The 18,602-nt window shown below is 70.9% G+C and carries 21 protein-coding genes; 15 read left to right on the top strand and 6 right to left on the bottom strand.

Annotation, left to right across the window (positions count from 1 at the left end; translation table 11 throughout):
• On the bottom strand, nt 1–1,458 hold the full coding sequence (locus tag JQX11_RS22360; protein WP_204926926.1) for an SDR family oxidoreductase: 1,458 nt from the start codon (nt 1,456–1,458) through the stop codon (nt 1–3).
• Nucleotides 1,459–1,581: 123 nt separating this feature from the next.
• Here JQX11_RS22360 and JQX11_RS22365 point away from each other — a divergent pair, with 123 nt between their 5' ends.
• The 12 genes from JQX11_RS22365 (at nt 1,582) to JQX11_RS22420 (ending at nt 11,487) form a co-directional block, all read left to right on the top strand.
• Nucleotides 1,582–2,013 (top strand): hypothetical protein, encoded by a 432-nt coding sequence (locus JQX11_RS22365; protein WP_204926927.1) that lies wholly within the window; start codon nt 1,582–1,584, stop codon nt 2,011–2,013.
• 173 nt (nt 2,014–2,186) lie between these two features.
• Nucleotides 2,187–2,423: an AtpZ/AtpI family protein gene (locus JQX11_RS22370; RefSeq protein WP_204926928.1), complete on the top strand. Its 237-nt coding sequence runs from the start codon at nt 2,187–2,189 to the stop codon at nt 2,421–2,423.
• 11 nt (nt 2,424–2,434) lie between these two features.
• Nucleotides 2,435–3,232, top strand: coding sequence for a F0F1 ATP synthase subunit A (atpB, locus tag JQX11_RS22375; protein WP_204926929.1), 798 nt, complete (start codon nt 2,435–2,437; stop codon nt 3,230–3,232).
• Nucleotides 3,233–3,365: 133 nt separating this feature from the next.
• A complete protein-coding gene (locus tag JQX11_RS22380) occupies nt 3,366–3,599 on the top strand; it encodes an ATP synthase subunit C-like protein (RefSeq protein ID WP_067312849.1) in 234 nt (77 codons plus the stop codon).
• 28 nt (nt 3,600–3,627) lie between these two features.
• On the top strand, nt 3,628–4,167 hold the full coding sequence (locus JQX11_RS22385; RefSeq protein ID WP_204926930.1) for a F0F1 ATP synthase subunit B: 540 nt from the start codon (nt 3,628–3,630) through the stop codon (nt 4,165–4,167).
• Nucleotides 4,167–4,988, top strand: coding sequence for a F0F1 ATP synthase subunit delta (locus tag JQX11_RS22390; protein WP_204926931.1), 822 nt, complete (start codon nt 4,167–4,169; stop codon nt 4,986–4,988). Before JQX11_RS22385 ends, JQX11_RS22390 begins: the two co-directional genes overlap by 1 nt.
• A gap of 87 nt (nt 4,989–5,075) precedes the next feature.
• The gene (atpA, locus tag JQX11_RS22395; protein ID WP_204926932.1) at nt 5,076–6,719 is read left to right on the top strand and encodes a F0F1 ATP synthase subunit alpha; all 1,644 of its coding nucleotides are present in this window, start codon (nt 5,076–5,078) and stop codon (nt 6,717–6,719) included.
• 9 nt (nt 6,720–6,728) lie between these two features.
• Nucleotides 6,729–7,658 (top strand): F0F1 ATP synthase subunit gamma, encoded by a 930-nt coding sequence (locus tag JQX11_RS22400; protein ID WP_204926933.1) that lies wholly within the window; start codon nt 6,729–6,731, stop codon nt 7,656–7,658.
• Nucleotides 7,658–9,115, top strand: a complete 1,458-nt coding sequence (gene atpD / locus JQX11_RS22405) for a F0F1 ATP synthase subunit beta (protein ID WP_204926934.1) — start codon at nt 7,658–7,660, stop codon at nt 9,113–9,115. The genes JQX11_RS22400 and atpD overlap by 1 nt, the downstream gene beginning before the upstream one ends.
• 246 nt (nt 9,116–9,361) lie before the next feature.
• Entirely contained in the window at nt 9,362–10,603 is a 1,242-nt protein-coding gene (locus JQX11_RS22410; RefSeq protein ID WP_307826305.1) for an LCP family protein, read from the top strand.
• Nucleotides 10,604–10,740: 137 nt separating this feature from the next.
• Entirely contained in the window at nt 10,741–11,019 is a 279-nt protein-coding gene (locus JQX11_RS22415; RefSeq protein ID WP_204926935.1) for a F0F1 ATP synthase subunit epsilon, read from the top strand.
• Between the two features lie 12 nt (nt 11,020–11,031).
• On the top strand, nt 11,032–11,487 hold the full coding sequence (locus JQX11_RS22420; RefSeq protein ID WP_088642779.1) for a DUF2550 domain-containing protein: 456 nt from the start codon (nt 11,032–11,034) through the stop codon (nt 11,485–11,487).
• Nucleotides 11,488–11,534: 47 nt separating this feature from the next.
• On the opposite strand, the gene JQX11_RS22425 is transcribed toward JQX11_RS22420, so the two are convergent.
• Nucleotides 11,535–11,960, bottom strand: a complete 426-nt coding sequence (locus JQX11_RS22425) for a VOC family protein (protein WP_204926936.1) — start codon at nt 11,958–11,960, stop codon at nt 11,535–11,537.
• Complete coding sequence (locus tag JQX11_RS22430) at nt 11,936–12,508, bottom strand: cob(I)yrinic acid a,c-diamide adenosyltransferase (RefSeq protein ID WP_145921453.1); 573 nt, start codon at nt 12,506–12,508, stop codon at nt 11,936–11,938. Before JQX11_RS22430 ends, JQX11_RS22425 begins: the two co-directional genes overlap by 25 nt.
• Between JQX11_RS22430 and murA the strand changes: the two genes are divergently transcribed.
• Nucleotides 12,507–13,937: a UDP-N-acetylglucosamine 1-carboxyvinyltransferase gene (murA, locus tag JQX11_RS22435; RefSeq protein WP_204926937.1), complete on the top strand. Its 1,431-nt coding sequence runs from the start codon at nt 12,507–12,509 to the stop codon at nt 13,935–13,937. The genes JQX11_RS22430 and murA overlap by 2 nt on opposite strands.
• A gap of 112 nt (nt 13,938–14,049) precedes the next feature.
• Nucleotides 14,050–14,898 carry a 3-hydroxyacyl-CoA dehydrogenase family protein gene (locus JQX11_RS22440; RefSeq protein WP_204926938.1) on the top strand — a complete coding sequence of 283 codons (849 nt, stop codon included), beginning with the start codon at nt 14,050–14,052 and terminating at the stop codon, nt 14,896–14,898.
• A gap of 118 nt (nt 14,899–15,016) precedes the next feature.
• Here JQX11_RS22440 and JQX11_RS22445 read toward each other — a convergent pair whose 3' ends face one another.
• The 3 genes from JQX11_RS22445 to JQX11_RS22455 all read right to left on the bottom strand — a co-directional run bounded on the left by JQX11_RS22445 (nt 15,017) and on the right by JQX11_RS22455 (nt 17,375).
• Nucleotides 15,017–15,862 carry an ABC transporter permease gene (locus JQX11_RS22445; RefSeq protein ID WP_204926939.1) on the bottom strand — a complete coding sequence of 282 codons (846 nt, stop codon included), beginning with the start codon at nt 15,860–15,862 and terminating at the stop codon, nt 15,017–15,019.
• Complete coding sequence (locus JQX11_RS22450) at nt 15,862–16,764, bottom strand: ABC transporter ATP-binding protein (protein WP_204926940.1); 903 nt, start codon at nt 16,762–16,764, stop codon at nt 15,862–15,864. The genes JQX11_RS22445 and JQX11_RS22450 overlap by 1 nt, the downstream gene beginning before the upstream one ends.
• Nucleotides 16,765–17,078: 314 nt before the next feature.
• On the bottom strand, nt 17,079–17,375 hold the full coding sequence (locus JQX11_RS22455; protein WP_067312880.1) for a DUF1540 domain-containing protein: 297 nt from the start codon (nt 17,373–17,375) through the stop codon (nt 17,079–17,081).
• A gap of 798 nt (nt 17,376–18,173) precedes the next feature.
• Between JQX11_RS22455 and JQX11_RS22460 the strand changes: the two genes are divergently transcribed.
• The coding region (locus JQX11_RS22460; protein ID WP_204926941.1) for a hypothetical protein at nt 18,174–18,602 on the top strand (429 nt) is incomplete at its 3' end.

Genomic DNA, 18,602 nt, shown 5'->3' on the forward strand with positions numbered 1-18,602 from the left:
TCAGCGGGTCGGGGTGTGCCGGGCGATGTTGCGGGCCATCCCGCCGAAGATGATGGTGTGGAACGGCGCCACCGAGAGCCAGTAGAGGTGGCCGGGCAGGCCCCGGGGGAGGAAGACGGCGCGTTGCACGTACCGGCTGCGGCCCTCGCCGGCCGGCTCGGCGCGCAGCTCCAGCCAGGCCCGGCCGGGCAGCCGCATCTCGGCGCGCAGCCGCAGCAGCTCCCCGGGGACGATCTCCTCCACCCGCCAGAAGTCCAGCGCCTCGCCGACCTGGAGGCGGTGCGGATCGCGCCGGCCCCGGCGCAGCCCCACCCCGCCGACCAGCCGGTCCAGCCAGCCGCGCACGGACCAGGCGAGCGGGAACGAGTACCAGCCGTGCTCGCCGCCGACGCCCTCGATGACCTGCCAGAGCGCGGCCGGCGGGGCGGCCACCTCCTGCTCCCGGACGTCGGTGTAGGCGGTCCCGCCGGACCAGTCCGGGTCCGACGGCAGGGGTTCGGCGGGGGCGTCCGGGCCGCTCGCGTTCGACCAGCGGGTCTCCACCTGGGCGTCGCGCACCTTGGTCAGGGCCAGCGCCACGGCGTCGTCGAAGCCGGTCAGCCCGCCCGGCGGGTCGGGCAGCCACCTGGCGATGTCGTGCTCGTGCGCGACCGCCTCGTGGATCAGGCTCTCCACCAGCGGGCGGGCGATGGCGTTCGGCACCGGGGTGATCAGCCCCACCCAGTGCGAGGACAGCGCCGGGGTCAGCGGGCGGACCGGCACGATGATCCGGCGGCGCAGCCCGGCTACCCGCGCGTAGCGCTGCATCATCTCCCGGAAGGTGAGCACGTCCGGTCCGCCGATGTCGAAGGCCCGGTCCACCTCCGGCGGCAGGCCGGCGCAGCCGACCAGGTAGCGCAGCACGTCCCGGACGGCGATCGGCTGGATCCGGTTGCGGACCCAGCGGGGGGTGACCATGGCCGGCAGCCGCTCGGTGAGGTAGCGCAGCATCTCGAACGAGGCCGACCCGGAACCGATGATCACGGCGGCCCGCAGCACCACCGTGGGCACCTCGCCGGCCAGCAGGATCCGGGCCACCTCGGCCCGGGACCGCAGGTGCGGCGAGGTCGAGCCGCCGGCGGCCGGCTCCGGCCCGCCCAGGTAGACGATCCGGCGTACGCCGGCCGCGGCGGCGGCCTCGGCGAAGTTGGTGGCGGCCTCCCGGTCGGCCGCCTCGAAGTCGGCCCGCCCGAGCGAGTGCACCAGGTAGTACGCGACGTCGACGTCGGCGAAGGCGGCCGGAAGCGTCTCCGGCCGGCGCAGGTCCCCCTCGGCGATCTCGGCCTGCGCCGCCCAGGGCACGTCGCGCAGCCGGCCGGCCTTGCGGGCCAGGCAGCGCACCTGGTGCCCCTCGGCCAGCAGGCGGGGCGCGAGCCGGCCGCCGATGTACCCGGTCGCGCCGGTGACGAGGCATCTCACGGACACCAGTGTGCGGCTCCGTACACTCTTTCGCTGTGGAGAACGTGAAGCGCACCTGGTGGGGGCCGGACCGGGGGCGGCCCGTCGTGGCCGCGCCGCACGGCGACGGCCCGGAAGACCCGCGTGGCTGAGCCCGGGGCACGTGGCCCGGCGGTGGCCGACGACCAGGGGTGGCGGCTGCGCCACCTGCCGGTGCTGCTGGCCGCCTCGGCGGTGCTGGGGGTGGTCGCCGCGCTGGTCGGTGCGGTCACCGGGGGCGGCGTGGCGGCCCTCGGCGCGACGGCCGGGGTGGCGGTGACGGTGGTCAGCTACAGCCTGACCACGGTGGTGCTGGCCAGGGCCGACGCGGTCAACCCGCAACTGGTGCTGCCCGTCGGGCTGGGCCTCTACATCGCCAAGTTCACCCTGCTGGGGGTGGTCATGGTGGCGGTGGCATCGACCGGCTGGGGTGGGCTGGTTCCACTGTGTGTCGGCATCGCCGCCGGCGTGTTGGTCTGGACCGGGGTGCACATCTGGTGGTTGACCAGGGTGTATTCCCGTCGACAGGTGTCCTGACTGTCCCACATGGTGGGCAGGCGGGCGACTGTCCGCGTGCGGTCGTTCTCTCCCTTGCCGAAGGGGAGTAGCGTGCCCCCAGACGATGGAGCCCGCCAGACGCCCACACAACGACGGTTGTGCGGGGGGTGAGGCACAGCCTCGTCTCCCCGGCTGATATCGTTCGCCCCGTCATGGCTGATGACCAAACCCCCCAACCCACCGGTGGTCCGGGCGACGTTCCGACCGGCGCCGGTCAGGGTTGGACCGCGCTCTCGTACCTCATCGGGGGCATGCTCGTCTGGGGTTTCATCGGCTGGCTGGTCGACCAGTGGCTCGACTCCGGCGGCATCGCCACCGGGATCGGTGTCGTGCTCGGCATGGCCGGGGGAATCATCCTGGTCGTCCGCCGGCTCGGCACGCCTACTTAGGAAGGGACGCGGTGTTCGGACAGGCGAACGTCCTGGCAGCGGGCCAGGCGGCATTCCCACCCAGCGTGGAGGACTTCTACCTGCCCAGCATCCTGCCCTGGGGTGCGCACGACTCGTACTGGTTCACCAAGATCACGGCGATGGTGTGGGTCGCCGTCGGCATCCTGATCATCTTTTTCCTGGCGACCTACCGGAAGCCGCAGCTGGTCCCGACCAAGAAGCAGTGGCTCGCCGAGTCGATCTACGGCTTCGTGCGCAACAACATCGCGGTCGACATGCTCGGGCACCGGGGGGTGCGGTTCGCGCCGTACTTCACCACGCTGTTCTGCTTCGTGCTGCTGACCAACTTCTTCGCGATCGTGCCGCTGTTCCAGATCTCGCCGAACTCGCACATCGCCTTCCCGGCGATCCTCGCGGTGATCAGCTATGTGCTGTTCAACTACATCGGCATCCGGCAGCACGGCTTCGTGAAGTACTTCAAGAACTCTCTGGTTCCGCCGGCGCCCTGGTTCATCCTGCCGCTGCTGATCCCGATCGAGCTCTTCTCGACCTTCATCGTCCGGCCGTTCTCGCTGGCCGTTCGTCTGTTCGCCAACATGTTCGCCGGGCACATGCTGCTGCTGGTCTTCACCCTCGGCGGCTTCGCGATGCTCAGCGCCAACGCCTGGCTGGCGCCGGTCTCGGTGCTGTCCTGGGTGATGACCATCGCGCTCACCTTCCTCGAATTCCTGGTCATCTGCCTGCAGGCCTACGTCTTCACCGTCCTCACCGCAAGCTACGTGCAGGGCGCGCTCGCCGACGAGCACTGATCCACCGGGCGGGGGCTCGCCAGCGAGCACTGGTCCACCGGGCGGGGGCTCGCCAGCGAGCACTGGTCCACCGCATCAACCCGTTGTCGTCCCGCGTGAGAGTCACGCGAGATACCCAGGAGGAACCACACCCATGGACGCTAGCGTTCTCGCCGAGGTCACCGGCAGCACCGCCGCCATCGGCTACGGCCTCGCCGCCATCGGCCCGGGCATCGGCGTCGGCCTGGTCTTCGCCGCCTACATCCAGTCGACGGCCCGCCAGCCGGAGTCGTCCCGGATGACCCTGCCGTACGTCTGGATCGGCTTCGCCGTCATCGAGGCGCTCGCGCTGCTGGGCATCGCCTTCGGCTTCATCTGGGCCGGCTGACCCAGTCCCGCAGACCAGGAGGTCATCCATGTACTTCCTCGCCGCTGAGGGTGGTGAGTCGACGCACAACCCGATCATCCCGATCTGGCAGGAGATCGTGGTTGGCAGCGTCGCCTTCGCCGTGCTCTGCTTCGTGCTGATGAAGTTCGTCTTCCCCCGCATGGAACAGACGTTCCAGGCCCGGGTCGACGCGATCGAGGGCGGCATCAAGCGTGCCGAGGCCGCCCAGGCCGAGGCCAACCAGCTCCTCGAGCAGTACCGCGCGCAGCTCGCCGAGGCGCGTACCGACGCCGCCAAGATCCGGGACGACGCCCGGGCCGACGCGGAGGGCATCCGGCAGGACATCCTCGGCAAGGCGCGGGAGGAGTCCGACCGGATCATCGCGGCCGGCAAGGAGCAGCTCGCCGCCGAGCGGGCCACCATCGTGCGTGAGCTGCGGGCCGAGGTCGGCACCATCGCGGTGGACCTGGCCAGCAAGATCGTCGGTGAGTCGCTTGCCGACGAGGCGCGCCGCAAGGGCACCGTCGACCGGTTCCTGAGCAACCTCGAGAGCACGGGGGCCCGCTGATGCAGGCCGCCAGCCGGGAGTCGTACGCGGTCGCGGCCGAGCGCCTCGACGCGTACGTCCGCGGGGCGGAGCCGTCGGCGGTGGCGACCACCGCCGACGACATCCTCTCCGTCGCCGCCCTGTTGCGGGGCGAGCCGCGGCTGCGCCGGGCGCTGTCCGACCCGGCCCGCAGCGGTGACGACCGTGCGGCGCTGCTCACCGGCATCCTGACCGGCAAGATCGGCGCGGGCGCGCTCGACCTGCTGTCCGGCCTGGTCGCCGGGCGCTGGTCGACGCCGTCGGAGCTGCTCGACGGCACCGAGCGGCTCGGGGTGGAGGCGCTGCTGGCCAGTGCCGACGCCGCGGGTGACCTCGGTGAGGTCGAGGACGAGCTGTTCCGCTTCGGTCAGGTGGTCGCCGGCCAGTCCGCGCTCTCCGCGGCGCTGGCCGACCCGATCGCCCCGGCCGGGCAGCGGGCCGGACTGGCCCGTGAGCTGCTCGCCGGCAAGGCCCGGCCGGTCACCGTCCGCCTCGTCGAGGTGGCCCTCGGCGGGTTCGGGGGACGCTCCTTCACCGGGGCGCTCACCCGGCTGGTCGAGCTGGCCGCCGACCGGCGGGACCGTCAGGTCGCGTACGTGACCGTGGCGGCTCCGTTGAGTGAGTCCGACGAGCGACGGCTCGGTGCCCGCCTCTCCGCGATGTACGGTCGAGAGGTTTCCGTCAAGCAGACGGTCGACCCGGAGGTGCTCGGTGGGGTGAGCGTGCGGGTCGGTTCCGACCTGTACGACGGCACCGTCCTGCGCCGCCTCAACGAGACCCGCAACGCGCTCGTGCAGCGCTGACCAGCGGCCTCGCCGCCCTTTGATCGACGCCATTCGGACCGGTCGGTACTAGGTATCCCGGGCCCCTGATACTTAAGGAAGCAGAGGATGGCCGAGCTGACCATCTCGACGGAGGAGATCCGCGGCGCCCTGGAGCGCTACGTCTCCTCCTACTCGACCGACGTCTCCCGCGAGGAGGTCGGCACCGTCGCCGACACCGGTGACGGCATCGCCCACGTCGAGGGCCTGCCCTCGACCATGACCAACGAGCTCCTGGAGTTCGAGGACGGCACGCTCGGCGTGGCGTTGAACCTCGACGTGCGGGAGATCGGTGTCGTCGTTCTCGGTGACTCCGCCAAGCTGGAGGAGGGGCAGCGCGTCAAGCGCACCGGCCGGGTGCTCTCCGTACCGGTCGGCGACGCCTTCCTCGGCCGCGTGGTCAACGCGCTCGGCCAGCCGATCGACGGCCTCGGCGACATCGCCGACGAGGGCTACCGCGAGCTGGAGCTCCAGGCCCCCAACGTGATGTCCCGGCAGTCGGTCGACGAGCCGCTGCAGACCGGTATCAAGGCGATCGACGCGATGACCCCGATCGGTCGGGGCCAGCGGCAGCTGATCATCGGCGACCGGAAGACCGGCAAGACCACCGTCGCGCTGGACACCATCCTCAACCAGCGGGACAACTGGCGCTCCGGCGACCCGAAGAAGCAGGTCCGCTGCATCTACGTCGCCATCGGCCAGAAGGCCTCCACGATCGCCTCGATCAAGGGCATCCTGGAGGACGCGGGCGCGCTGGAGTACACCACCATCGTGGCCTCCCCGGCGTCCGACCCGGCCGGCTTCAAGTACCTCGCCCCCTACACCGGCTCGTCCATCGGGCAGCACTGGATGTACGGCGGCAAGCACGTCCTGATCGTCTTCGACGACCTGAGCAAGCAGGCCGAGGCGTACCGGGCCGTGTCGCTGCTGCTGCGCCGTCCGCCGGGCCGTGAGGCGTACCCGGGTGACGTCTTCTACCTGCACTCCCGCCTGCTGGAGCGCTGCGCGAAGCTCTCCGACGAGCTGGGTGGCGGCTCGATGACCGGCCTGCCGATCATCGAGACGAAGGCCAACGACATCTCGGCCTTCATCCCGACCAACGTCATCTCCATCACCGACGGCCAGATCTTCCTGGAGTCCGACCTGTTCAACCAGGGCGTCCGGCCGGCCATCAACGTCGGCACCTCGGTCTCCCGGGTCGGTGGCGCCGCGCAGATGAAGCCGATGAAGAAGGTCTCCGGCTCGCTGCGGCTCAACCTGGCCCAGTTCCGTGAGCTGGAGGCGTTCGCCGCCTTCGCCTCCGACCTGGACAAGGCCTCGCAGGCCCAGCTGAACCGGGGTTCCCGCCTGGTCGAGCTGCTCAAGCAGCCGAACTACTCGCCGTACCCGGTGCAGGAGCAGGTCGTCTCGGTCTGGGCCGGCGTCGAGGGCAAGCTCGACGACGTCCCGGTCGGCGAGGTCCGTCGCTTCGAGTCGGAGTTCCTCCAGTACCTGCGGCACAAGCACGAGGGTGTGCTGGCCTCGATCGCGGACGGCAAGTGGGGCGACGACATCGCCGCCTCGCTCGACTCGGCCGTCACCGAGTTCAAGCAGGTCTTCCTCGGCAAGGCCGACGAGCGCCGGGTCAACGACGCGCCGGCCAAGCCGCTGGAGGGCGAGTCCGACCGGGAGACGGTCACCCGCTACGCCGGCGGCGACGCCGAGAAGCAGTAGGGCTGACTCATGGCGGCCCAGGTACGCGTTCTTCGCCAGCGGATCCGTTCGGCGAAGGGGATGAAGAAGATCACCAAGGCGATGGAGCTCGTGGCGACGAGCCGCATCGCCAAGGCCCAGGCCCGGGTCACGGCGTCCCTGCCGTACGCCCAGGCGATCACCGGCGTGCTCACCGCGCTGGCCTCGAACGCCCGGATCGACCACCCGCTACTCACCCCGCGCGAGCAGGTGCGGCGGGCGGGCGTCCTGCTGGTCACCTCCGACCGGGGCCTGGCCGGCGGGTACAGCTCCAACGCGATCAGGACCGCCGAGTCGCTGATCGCCCGGCTCACCGCCGAAGGCAAGGAGCCGGTGCTCTACGTCATCGGACGCAAGGGTCTGACGTTCTACCGGTTCCGCAACCGGCAGATTGCGGCGAACTGGACCGGCTTCTCGGAGCAGCCCACCTTCGCCGACGCCCGTGAGGTCGGCGAGACGCTGATCGCGGCGTTCACCGCCGGTGCCGACGACACCGACGGCGACGCCGGGCCGGACGGCGTGCTCGGTATCGACGAGTTGCACATCGTCTACACCGAGTTCCACAGCCTGATGACCCAGAACCCGGTCACGAAGATCATCGGTCCGATGCAGGTCGAGGACCGGCCGCGCTCCGAGGGGCTGCTGCCGGCGTACGAGTTCGAGCCGGAGGCGGAGTCGCTGCTCGACGCGCTGTTGCCGAGGTACATCAACACGCGGATCTACGCGGCGTTGCTGGAGTCGGCGGCGAGCGAGTCGGCGGCCCGGCGGCGGGCGATGAAGAGCGCCACCGACAACGCCGAAGAGATGATCGAGAAGTACACGCGTGAGATGAACTCGGCCCGCCAGGCCGGGATCACCCAGGAGATCAGTGAGATCGTCGGCGGCGCGAACGCGCTGGCCGCGTCGGGAAGTGAAGTGTGATGACTGTATCCGCAGTTGCCGGGGGACCGGCAGAGACCAGTACGGCCACCGGTCGCGTGGTTCGGGTCATCGGCCCGGTCGTCGACGCCGAGTTCCCGCGCGACGCCATGCCGGCCCTGTTCAACGCCCTGCACGTGGAGGTGAACCTCTCCGGCGGCGCGAAGACGCTCACCCTGGAGGTCGCCCAGCACCTGGGTGACAACCTGATCCGCGCCATCTCGATGCAGCCGACCGACGGTCTGGTCCGGGGTGCCGAGGTGGTCGACACCGGCTCGCCGATCACCGTTCCGGTGGGCGACGCGGTCAAGGGCCACGTCTTCAACGCCATCGGCGAGTGCCTCAACCTCACCGAGGGCGAGACGCTCGACGCGGACGACCGGTGGGGCATCCACCGCAAGGCCCCGGCCTTCGCGGACCTGGAGCCGAAGACCGAGATGCTGGAGACCGGCATCAAGGTCATCGACCTGCTCGCCCCGTACGTCAAGGGCGGCAAGATCGGCCTGTTCGGCGGCGCGGGCGTGGGCAAGACGGTGCTCATCCAGGAGATGATCACCCGTGTGGCCCGGAACTTCGGTGGTACGTCGGTCTTCGCCGGGGTGGGTGAGCGCACCCGTGAGGGCAACGACCTCATCGCCGAGATGACCGAGTCCGGCGTCATCGACAAGACCGCGCTGGTCTACGGCCAGATGGACGAGCCGCCGGGCACCCGGCTGCGGGTGGCGCTGTCGGCGCTGACCATGGCCGAGTACTTCCGGGACGTCAAGAAGCAGGAGGTGCTGCTCTTCATCGACAACATCTTCCGCTTCACCCAGGCCGGTTCCGAGGTCTCCACCCTGCTCGGCCGGATGCCGAGCGCGGTGGGTTACCAGCCGACCCTGGCCGACGAGATGGGCGAGCTCCAGGAGCGGATCACCTCCGTCCGGGGCCAGGCCATCACCTCGCTCCAGGCGATCTACGTGCCCGCCGACGACTACACCGACCCGGCGCCGGCGACCACCTTCGCCCACCTGGACGCGACCACCAACCTGGAGCGGTCGATCTCCGACAAGGGCATCTACCCGGCCGTGGACCCGCTGGCGTCCTCGTCCCGGATCCTCGCCCCGGAGTTCGTCGGCGAGGCGCACTTCGCGGTGGCCACCGAGGTCAAGCGCATCCTCCAGCGCTACAAGGACCTGCAGGACATCATCGCCATCCTCGGTATCGAGGAGCTCTCGGAAGAGGACAAGCTCACCGTCGGCCGGGCCCGCCGGATCGAGCGTTTCCTCTCCCAGAACACCTACGCCGCCGAGCAGTTCACCGGCGTGCCGGGCTCGACGGTCCCGATCGAGGAGACCATCGACGCGTTCCGGAAGATCAGCGAGGGCGAGTACGACCACTTCCCCGAGCAGGCCTTCTTCATGTGCGGCGGTCTGGAGGACCTGGAGCGCAAGGCGAAGGAGCTGATGTCGGAGGGCTGAGCCTCCCGACAGCCGAGCCTCCGACAGCTGAGCCCTCGGACAGCGGTTCTGCGAAGGCCACCCCGGTCGCCCGGGGTGGCCTTCGGCCGTTACTGCCTGGTGGGGGCCGGTGTCCGGTTACCGGGCGAGCGGTCGCCACAGGGGCGGGGTACCGTTTCGAGAACGACTCTCGGATCCGGGCGTCGATGTGGTGCAACTTTTCGACCGGGTACGCCCGTCTCCTCTTCGTGGGCGTGACGAATCCTCGTGACGAGTCCCCGTGCGCGACGAATGGAGCTGCTGGTGGGCAAGGCCGGCAAGGGCGGCAGGGACGGCAAGGGCGGCACGGCGGGTAAGACCGGCACGGTCGACAAGGCCGGCAGAGCCGGTAAGGGTGGCAAGCGGTCGATCTGGTCCGGGGTGCCCCGCTGGGCGCGCGCGTGCACCATCTTCGGGGTCGTGCTGCTGATGCTCAGCGGCGCGGTCCTGGTGGGCTACGAGACGCTGCTGTCGCGCTACGAGGGTTCGGTGGGCAAGGCCGACCTGTTCGGCGACAAGGCGGCCGGGGCGCAGGAGCGCAAGAGCAACGTCAAGGGCCCGCTGAACATCCTGCTGGTGGGCATCGACCCGCGGGACGCCAAGACCCCACCGCTGGCCGACTCGATCATGGTGCTGCACGTGCCCGAGTCGCTGGACCGGGCGTACATCTTCTCGGTGCCGCGTGACCTCTACGTCGACATCCCCAAGTTCGACAAGGCCGGCTACCGGGGCGGCTCCGGCAAGATCAACGGTGCGATGTCGCACGGCAGCATCGTCGAGGGTAAGAACCCCAGTGCGGCGCAGGGCTTCGAACTGCTCGCCAAGACCGTGCAGAAGGCGACCGGGATCAGCCGGTTCGACGCCGGGGCGATCATCAACTTCAGCGGTTTCCAGAAGATCGTCGACGCGATGGGCGGCGTCGACATGTACATCGAGCGCGAGGTCCGCTCCGAGCACCGCGAGCCGAACGGCAAGCACCGCAAGGGCAACCCGTACGGCGAGGGGTACATCGGGCCGCAGGCGGTCTACAAGAAGGGCAACCAGCACCTCAGCGGCTGGCAGGCGCTGGACTACGTCCGGCAGCGCTATCCGAAGAACGGCGTCCCGGACGCCGACTACGGCCGGCAGCGGCACCAGCAGCAGTTCATCAAGGCGATGATCAGCCAGGCGTTCAGCGCCGACGTGGTGACCAACCCGATCAAGCTGGACCGGGTGATCCGGGCCGCCGGCCAGTCGCTGACCTTCAACGGCCGGGGCAACAGCGTGGTCGACTTCGCCATCGCGCTCAAGGGCATCCGCTCGGAGAACGTCGAGCTGATCAAGCTGCCCGGGGAGGGGATCGGCACCGGCAACGGCTACCGCGGGGAGCGGTTGCTGCCCGCAGCCGACGACTTCTTCGCCGCCCTCAAGAACGAGCAGCTGGACGCCTTCATGCTGGAGCACCCGGAGTTCCGTAACAAGGTCAAGTGACCCCTGCGAGGTGCCGACAACCACCGTCCGGCCAGCCGACACGCCGGACGGTGGCGCAGGTCTCGGCACCCGCGTTGGGTCGGCGACGACGGTCCGACTAGACTTTCGACAATCCGTCGCCGCAGCAAGGAGACAGCGTGGCACAGCAGCTTCACGTCGACCTCGTAGCCGTCGAGGAGAAGGTCTGGTCCGGCGAGGCCGAAATGGTCGTCGCCCGCACGACCGAAGGCGAGCTGGGTGTGCTGCCGGGGCACGCGCCGCTGCTCGGCCAGCTCGCCGAGCCCAGCCAGGTCCGGATCAAGCAGGCCGGCGGCCAACAGGTCGCCTACGACGTCACCGGCGGGTTCCTGTCGGTCGGTGCCGAGAGCGTCACGGTGCTCGCCGAGAGCGCCACCCCGGCCACTCCGGCCCGCTGAGTCCACCCGCCGATGGAGATCGTCGAAGGGATCGGAATCGGCATCGCGGTGATCCTCGCCGCGCTCCTGATCCTCTTCGTCCGGCGGGCCCTGGTCACCCGTAGCGGCGGCATCATCCGGCTGAGCGTCCGGGTCACCACCGTCCTGGACGGCCGGGGCTGGTCACCGGGCTTCGCGCGGTTCGTCGGCGACCAGCTCCGCTGGTACCGGATGTTCAGCTTCGCCCTGCGGCCCAAGCGGGTGCTCTCCCGCAAGGAGCTGGTGGTGGAGCGGCGGCGGCTGCCCGAGGGTCAGGAACGGCTCTCCATGCCGTCCGACTGGGTGATCCTCCGCTGTACCAGTCAACACGCGCCGGTCGAGATCGCCATGGCCCGCTCCACGGTGACCGGTTTCTCCTCCTGGCTCGAGGCCGCCCCGCCCGGGGCGGCCTCGCCGCGTATGGCCTCCCAGGACTGGCCCGCCGCCTGACCCGACCGTCGGCCTGGCACCGCCCCCGGTCGCCCGGCCGCCGACGGTCACGGTGCCGCGACGGCGGCCACCAGCTCGACCTCGTAGCCCTGCCGGTCGGTGAGGTAGGCGGCGTAGCTGTCCGGGCCCCCGGCGTGCGGGTGGCGGTCGGCGAACAGCAGCGCCCAGCCGTGGGCCCCGGCGTCGGCCACCAGCCGGTCCACCGCGTGCGGCGGACCGGCGTGGAAGGCCAGATGGTTGAGGCCCGGGGCGAGCCGGTCGTGGGTCCGCCCGGTCAGTGCCGGGGACTCCTCGACGACCAGGTACGTCGGGCCGTGCCGCCAGGAGCAGCCGGCCGGCCAGTCCTGGTACGGCGTCCAACCCAGTTCACCGAGCAGCCAGCCCCAGCTCCGCTTCGCGGCGGCCAGGTCGGGCACCCAGACCTCGACGTGGTGCAGTCCGCCCGTGCTCAGCGCTTGCCGCCCGGCACCCATAGCACATCGCCGCCCGGATTGGCCGTTCTTGACAGGATGAACAGCAGGTCGGAGAGGCGGTTGAGATACTTTGCCGGAAGGGAGCTGGTGCGATCCGGATCGTGGGCGACCAGGGCCCAGGCCGCCCGTTCGGCGCGCCGGGCGATCGTCCGTGCCACGTGCAGCAGCGCCGCGCCAGCGGTGCCGCCGGGGAGGATGAAGGAGTCGAGCTTGCCCAGTCGCCCGTTGTACTCGTCGCACCAGCCTTCGAGGCGTTCGACGTACTCCTCGGTGACCCGCAGCGGCGGGTACGCCGGGTCCGGCTCGACGGGGGTGGCCAGGTCGGCGCCGACGTCGAACATGTCGTTCTGGATCGACTCCAGCACGGCCCGCAGCTCGTCGTCGAGCTGCCCCAGGGCGAGCGCCACGCCGAGCGCGGCGTTGCACTCGTCGACATCCGCGTACGCGGCGATCCGGGGATCGGTCTTCGGCACCTGCTCGTTGTTGCTCAGCCTGGTCATGCCGGCGTCGCCGGCCTTGGTGTAGATGCGCGTGAGGTGGACGGCCATGACGCACAGCCTACGGATACCGGACCTGACGATCCCGGCACGGCCCACCGCGGCCGGTTGGCAGGTGGAGGCGGGGCCGGGTGATCCGGCCGTCGACGCGGTCGACGTCATCCGGGTCGGCGGCGACGCCCGGCTGGCCGGCACGGTACACGTCGTCGGGGCGAAGAACTCGGCGTTGAAGCTGATGGCGGCGGCGCTGCTGGCCCCGGGGCGTACGGTGATCACGAACGTGCCCCGGATCACCGACATCGCCATCATGGGCGAGGTGCTGCGCCGGCTCGGCTGCGCGGTGCACTTCGCGGCGGACGACCCGGTGGACCCGATGGTCGCCTACGACGGGCAGACCCGCTCCCGGTCGGTCGTCATCGACGTGCCCGAGCAGCCCGGCGCGGACGCCGACTACGACCTGGTGCGTCGGCTGCGGGCGTCGATCTGCGTGTTGGGTCCGCTGCTTGCCCGCCGGGGGTACGTGCGGGTGGCCCACCCGGGCGGGGACGCGATCGGCTCCCGGGGCCTGGACATGCACATCGCCGGGCTGGCCCGGATGGGCGCGGAGGTCTCCGGCGAGCACGGCTTCGTCATCGCCGCCGCCCCGGACGGGCTGCGGGGCGCCGAGATCGTGCTGGACTTCCCCAGCGTGGGCGCCACCGAGAACCTGGTGATGGCGGCGGTGCTGGCCCGGGGCGTGACGACGATCGACAACGCGGCCCGGGAACCGGAGATCGTCGACCTCTGCACGATGCTCAACCGGATGGGCGCCCGGATCTCCGGCTGCGGCAGCTCCACCCTGCGTATCGCCGGGGTGCCCGCGCTGCGCCCGGTGCGGCACGCCACGGTGGGGGACCGGATCGTCGCCGGGACGTGGGCGTTCGGCGCGGCGATGACCCGGGGGGACGTGACGGTCACCGGGATCGACCCGGCCTACCTGGAGGTCGCGCTGGACAAGTTGGTGTCGGCCGGCGCGCTGGTGGAGACCCGGGGCGACGCCTTCCGGGTCCGCGCCGACGACCGCCCCGCCGCCGTGGACGTGGTGACGCTGCCGTACCCGGGGTTCGCCACCGACCTGCTGCCGATGGCGATCGGCCTGGCGGCGGTCAGCGAGGGGGCGTCACTGATCACCGAGAACATCTTCGACGGCCGGTTCATGTTCGCCAACGAGATGGTGCGGCTCGGCGCCGACATCAAGACCGACGGGCACCACGCCGTGGTCCGGGGCCGGGACCGGCTCTCCGGCGCCCCGGTCCGGGCCACCGACATCCGGGCCGGTGCCGGGCTGATCATCGCGGGGCTCTGCGCGGACGGCGTCACCGAGGTATCCCACGTGCACCACGTGGACCGGGGCTACCCGGACTTCGTGGCCGACCTGCGGGCGCTCGGCGTGGAGGTGGAACGGGGCACCGCCCCGGAGACCCCCGAGCTGACCATCTGACCCGCCCGCCGCCGCCCCCGGCCGCCCGCCGCCGGTCCGGGGCTTAGCGGTCGTTCAGGCTCGCCGACTAGGGTGCTGGCAGACACTCAATCTCTAGGCGAGGGAGAAGCAGATGGCGGGTCGACTCGCGGTCGTCGGGGCCGGTCTGATGGGTTCCGGCATCGCCCAGGTGGCGGCGCAGGCGGGCTGGCAGGTGACGCTGCGCGACATCGATGACGCGGCCACGACGCGCGGTGTGGACGGCATCCGCAAGTCGCTGACGAAGTTCGCCGAGAAGGGCAGGATCGAGGCGTCCGACGTCGAGGCCACGCTGGGCCGGATCACCCCGACCACCGAGCTGGAGGCGGCGGCCGACGCGGACATCGTGGTCGAGGCGGTCTTCGAGAAGATCGAGATCAAGCACGAGGTGTTCCGCGCGCTGGACAAGATCTGCAAGGCGGACGCGGTGCTGGCGACCAACACGTCGGCCATCCCGGTGACCCAGATCGCCACCGCTACCGAGCGCCCGGAGTCGGTCGTCGGCACCCACTTCTTCTCCCCGGTACCGATGATGAAGCTGTGCGAGCTGGTGCGCGGTTACAAGACCAGCGACGCGACCCTGACCACCGCCAGGGCGTTCGCCGAGGAGATCGGCAAGACCGTGGTGGTGGTCAACCGGGACATCGCCGGTTTCGTCACCACCCGGCTGATCTGCGCGCTGGCCATGGAGGCGGTCAAGCTGGTCGAGTCCGGGGTGATGTCGGCCGAGGACCTGGACACCGCCTGCAAGCTGGGCTTCGGTCACGCGATGGGTCCGCTGGCCACGGTCGACCTGACCGGCGTGGACGTCCTGCTGAACGCCACGAGGAACATCTACACCGACACGGCCGACGAGAAGTTCTTCCCGCCGGAGCTGCTCCAGCGGATGGCCACCGCCGGAGACCTGGGCCGCAAGACCGGCCAGGGCTTCTACTCGTACTGAGCGCCGGCCCCGGTCTCGGCCCCGGCCCCGGCCCCGGCCAGCGACGTCGCCGATACTGCGGTATCCCCGTCAGCGGACACCGCAGTATCGGCACAACCGCGTCGACCGCGCCCGGCGGTCAGCCGTCGCGCTTGGTGGTCCAGCGGAAGGTGGTCAGGCAGAGGGCCAGACCAATCAGGCACCACAGGGCGAGGACCAGGGCGACCCGGCCCAGCTCGAAGGAGCCGCCGGGCTCCTGCGCGCCGAAACTCTCCGGCAGGAAGACCGCGCGCAGGCCCTGGCACATCCACTTGAGCGGGAAGAACGCCGCCACCTGCTGCATCCAGGTGGGCAGGTCGGTGAAGACGAAGAACACCCCGGAGATGAACTGGAGCACCAGGGAGACCGGGGTGACCACAGCGGAGCCGCTGCGTGCGGTGCGGGCCAGCGACGAGATGGCGATCCCGCACAGGGTGCAGGCGGTCACCCCGAGCACGGCGACCCAGCCGAAGGTGATCCACTTGGCGGCGGTGGCCGGCAGGTCGAGGTCGAACAGCGCCACGGCGACCGCCAGCAGCAGTGCGGTCTCGGCGATGCCGATCGCCACCACCATGATCACTTTGCCGGCGAACCAGACCCACTTCGGCATCGGGGTGCCCCGGTAGCGCTTGAGCACGCCCCGGTCCCGCTCGATCGGGATCCAGATGCCGAGGTTCTGGAAGCTCACCGTCATCAGCCCGGTCGCGATCATGCCGGTGATGAAGTACTGGGTGAACTTCACCCCGCCGCCGATCGTCCCGTCGAAGATCGACGCGAAGATCAGGATCATGATGATCGGGAAGCCCATCGTGAACACGACGGACTCCCGGCTGCGCAGGAACTGGGTGATCTCCAGCCGGCCCTGGCGCAGGGCGAGCGTGCCCGGCCCGACCCGCCGGCGGCCGGTGGTGGCGGGCGGGGTCGCCGGCCTCGTGGTGGTGGTCATCAGTGTCCGATCATGCTCAGGTAGACGTCTTCCAGGGTCGGCCGGGTCACCGTGAGACCGGGCACCTCGCCGCCGAAACGCGCGGCCAGCTCCGCCACCAGCGCCGTCGGCGTCGCGCTCTGCGCCGTCTCCGGCGTCCCCTCGGGGGTACGCCAGGACACCGTTACCAGGGCGTCCTGGCGGTTGCCGAGCAGGTTGGGCGGGGCCACCTCGATCACCCGGCCGGCGGCGATCACCCCGACCCGGTCGGCGAGCGACTCGGCCTCGTCCAGGTAGTGGGTGGTGAGCACGATGGTGGTGCCGGCGGCGGCGAGGTCCCGGATCAGCTCCCAGAACTCGCGCCGCGCCTCCGGGTCGAACCCGGTGGTGGGCTCGTCGAGGAAGAGCAGCTCGGGACGGCCGATGATGCCCAGCGCCACGTCGAGCCGGCGCTTCTGCCCACCGGAGAGGGTGTGCGTACGGGCGTTGGCCTTGGCACCCAGCCCGACCCGCTCGACGACCTTGTCCGGGTCGTCCGCCTCGGGATAGAACCCGGAGAAGTGCCGGACCACCTCGGCGACGGTCAGCTCGTCGAACTCGCCGGTGCCCTGGAGCACGATGCCGACCCGGGACCGCCAGTCGGCCGCCTGCCCCCGGGAGGTACGTGGTGCGCCCGCCCGTTGGCCGCGCGGGCGGGAGCCGAGGACGAGACCGGGGTCGGTGCCGAGCACGCTGACCTGGCCGGCGTCGCGCTGCCGGTAGCCCTCCAGGATCTCCACCGTGGTCGTCTTGCCCGCGCCGTTCGGTCCGAGCAGGGCGAACACCTCGCCCCGGCGGACGTCGAGGTCCACCCCCGCCACCGCGACGTTGTCGCCGTACGCCTTACGCAGTCCCCGTACGGAGATCGCGAGCTCGTCATCCATGCCGTCCAGTGTGCGACCAGGCCGTCCGGCGCGGCGGTCCGGGGTGTGCCGGTGTCGGCCGGGTCGCGTCGAGGCGGCCCGCTCGTCCCCGCCGGGGGCCTGTGAGGTGCTGCACACCCGGGGCGGCCGACGGGGCCGGGGACGTCCGGCGGTTCCGGGCATGGTCGTCGGGGTCGGGCATGGTCGTCGGGTTCGGGTTCGGGGCGGGGACCGGGGGCGGGGTCGGGGAAGGCCGGCGGGGCCGGGGCCTTCTGCGGCCCCGGCCCCGTGCTGGCCGGTCGTTCAGCGCTCTGGTCGTTCAGCGCTCTGGTCGGTCAGCGGCTCTGGTAGGTCATGCAGTCGGCCAGGTCGTTGTCGGGGCCGACGGTGATCGCCGGGGCACGACACTCCAGTTCGGCGTTGTGCCGGCAGTCGGCCCGGCTGCATGCGCCGACCTGGGCGATGAGCCGGTCGAGGCCACCGCGTACCGGCAGCTCCACGAAGGTGTGGCAGTGCGCGTGGTCGGTGCTGCCGATGGTGATGGCGAACGCGTGGCAGTCGTTGGTGTGGTTGTAGGCGCAGGACGAGGCCGCGCACTCCTGAACCCGGGGCATTTCCATCGCTGCGGTCATGACAACCTCACTTTCGGTAGATATGCCACAAATGGTAGGTGCCGGCTGGGTGGGCGCGGGCCGTTCCAGCGCCGATCACCCCGTAGGAAGCCCGCCACCACGGCGACCGAGCCCGAACGACCCCGTTTCCGCCCCTCCCACCCCCACTTCCACCCCACCCCTCGACCCGCATCGGTGATCAAGAGAATTGCGGGCCGGGAGAGCGCTCTCGCTGACGCAAACCTCTTGATCACCGGCGCGGGCCAGGTGGGCCTGGCGGAGGCGGCCGGGGTGGGCGGGGGTGGGCGGGTCGGTTGGCCGGTGGGGTGCGGGCCCGTGTGCGTCGACCTCAACCGGCCGGTGGGCGAGATCCGGGCCGAGCGGGTGGCCGGTTCGGCTCCGGCTGTCGGTGAGGCGCCTCGTCCGACGGTCAACGGCGTCACTTGTGCCCGATATGGTCGATTCCGTGCGGTCGGACCCGTCGCCGGTGTCCGGTACGGGGTCGACCCGGCGGGGCGTCCCGTGACCGGCGGCACCCCGACGGCGGAATCCCGGCCGGCCCGCAGTCGTTACACCCTCTGTACGACCGCAGCAGCACCCCGCCCGGCCAGCCCGGCGGCGGGCAGCGCCCCGGAATGACGCGGGGCCCCCGGTCGTTACATCTGGTTCCGGCGCGAGCGGCAGGGCCCGCCGGAGACCTGAGAACTCCCCCTCATGAGCGCCTCGTCGTGGTGCTTACGCCCCCACCGCCGGCTCGCACCGGTGGCCCGGTCCCCCGACCGGTCGGGTGGCGTCGACCCCCTCGAAGGAGCATCCCCCATGAAGACCACCATTCTGCGTAAGAGCGTCCTCGGCATCGCCGGTCTGGCCGTCGCCGGTGGTCTGGCCGCCGGCCCGCTGAACCACGGCACCGCCGAGTCGACCGCCACCGACCACACCGTGGCCGTGGTGCAGGCCGACAAGCCGGCCGTGGACAAGGCCAAGCTGATCCCGCACGGCGTGCAGGGCGAGCAGTCCCGCATCGACCTGAACGACGAGCAGACCGGCAACGCCAAGGCGATCATCGCGGCGACGAAGAAGGCCGGCATGGACGAACGCGCCGCGGTGGTGTCGATCGCGACCAGTCTGCAGGAGTCGAAGCTGGAGAACCTCGGCCACCTCGGCGACCGTAACGACCACGACTCGCAGGGCCTGTTCCAGCAGCGCCCGTCGTCCGGCTGGGGCACGGTGGAGCAGATCACCGACCCC

This window comes from Micromonospora humida, from assembly GCF_016901255.1.
GTDB classification, from domain to species: domain Bacteria; phylum Actinomycetota; class Actinomycetes; order Mycobacteriales; family Micromonosporaceae; genus Micromonospora; species Micromonospora wenchangensis.

Bases quoted from the DNA above. Each gene is read 5' to 3' on its own strand.
- JQX11_RS22370 (WP_204926928.1), top strand. From the start codon at position 2,187: ATGGCTGATGACCAAACCCCCCAACCCACCGGTGGTCCGGGCGACGTT.
- JQX11_RS22380 (WP_067312849.1), top strand. From the start codon at position 3,366: ATGGACGCTAGCGTTCTCGCCGAGGTCACCGGCAGCACCGCCGCCATC.
- JQX11_RS22385 (WP_204926930.1), top strand. From the start codon at position 3,628: ATGTACTTCCTCGCCGCTGAGGGTGGTGAGTCGACGCACAACCCGATC.
- JQX11_RS22390 (WP_204926931.1), top strand. From the start codon at position 4,167: ATGCAGGCCGCCAGCCGGGAGTCGTACGCGGTCGCGGCCGAGCGCCTC.
- atpA (WP_204926932.1), top strand. From the start codon at position 5,076: ATGGCCGAGCTGACCATCTCGACGGAGGAGATCCGCGGCGCCCTGGAG.
- JQX11_RS22400 (WP_204926933.1), top strand. From the start codon at position 6,729: ATGGCGGCCCAGGTACGCGTTCTTCGCCAGCGGATCCGTTCGGCGAAG.
- atpD (WP_204926934.1), top strand. From the start codon at position 7,658: ATGACTGTATCCGCAGTTGCCGGGGGACCGGCAGAGACCAGTACGGCC.
- JQX11_RS22420 (WP_088642779.1), top strand. From the start codon at position 11,032: ATGGAGATCGTCGAAGGGATCGGAATCGGCATCGCGGTGATCCTCGCC.
- JQX11_RS22425 (WP_204926936.1), bottom strand. From the start codon at position 11,960: ATGGGTGCCGGGCGGCAAGCGCTGAGCACGGGCGGACTGCACCACGTC.
- murA (WP_204926937.1), top strand. From the start codon at position 12,507: ATGACGCACAGCCTACGGATACCGGACCTGACGATCCCGGCACGGCCC.
- JQX11_RS22430 (WP_145921453.1), bottom strand. From the start codon at position 12,508: ATGGCCGTCCACCTCACGCGCATCTACACCAAGGCCGGCGACGCCGGC.
- JQX11_RS22440 (WP_204926938.1), top strand. From the start codon at position 14,050: ATGGCGGGTCGACTCGCGGTCGTCGGGGCCGGTCTGATGGGTTCCGGC.
- JQX11_RS22445 (WP_204926939.1), bottom strand. From the start codon at position 15,862: ATGACCACCACCACGAGGCCGGCGACCCCGCCCGCCACCACCGGCCGC.
- JQX11_RS22450 (WP_204926940.1), bottom strand. From the start codon at position 16,764: ATGGATGACGAGCTCGCGATCTCCGTACGGGGACTGCGTAAGGCGTAC.
- JQX11_RS22455 (WP_067312880.1), bottom strand. From the start codon at position 17,375: ATGACCGCAGCGATGGAAATGCCCCGGGTTCAGGAGTGCGCGGCCTCG.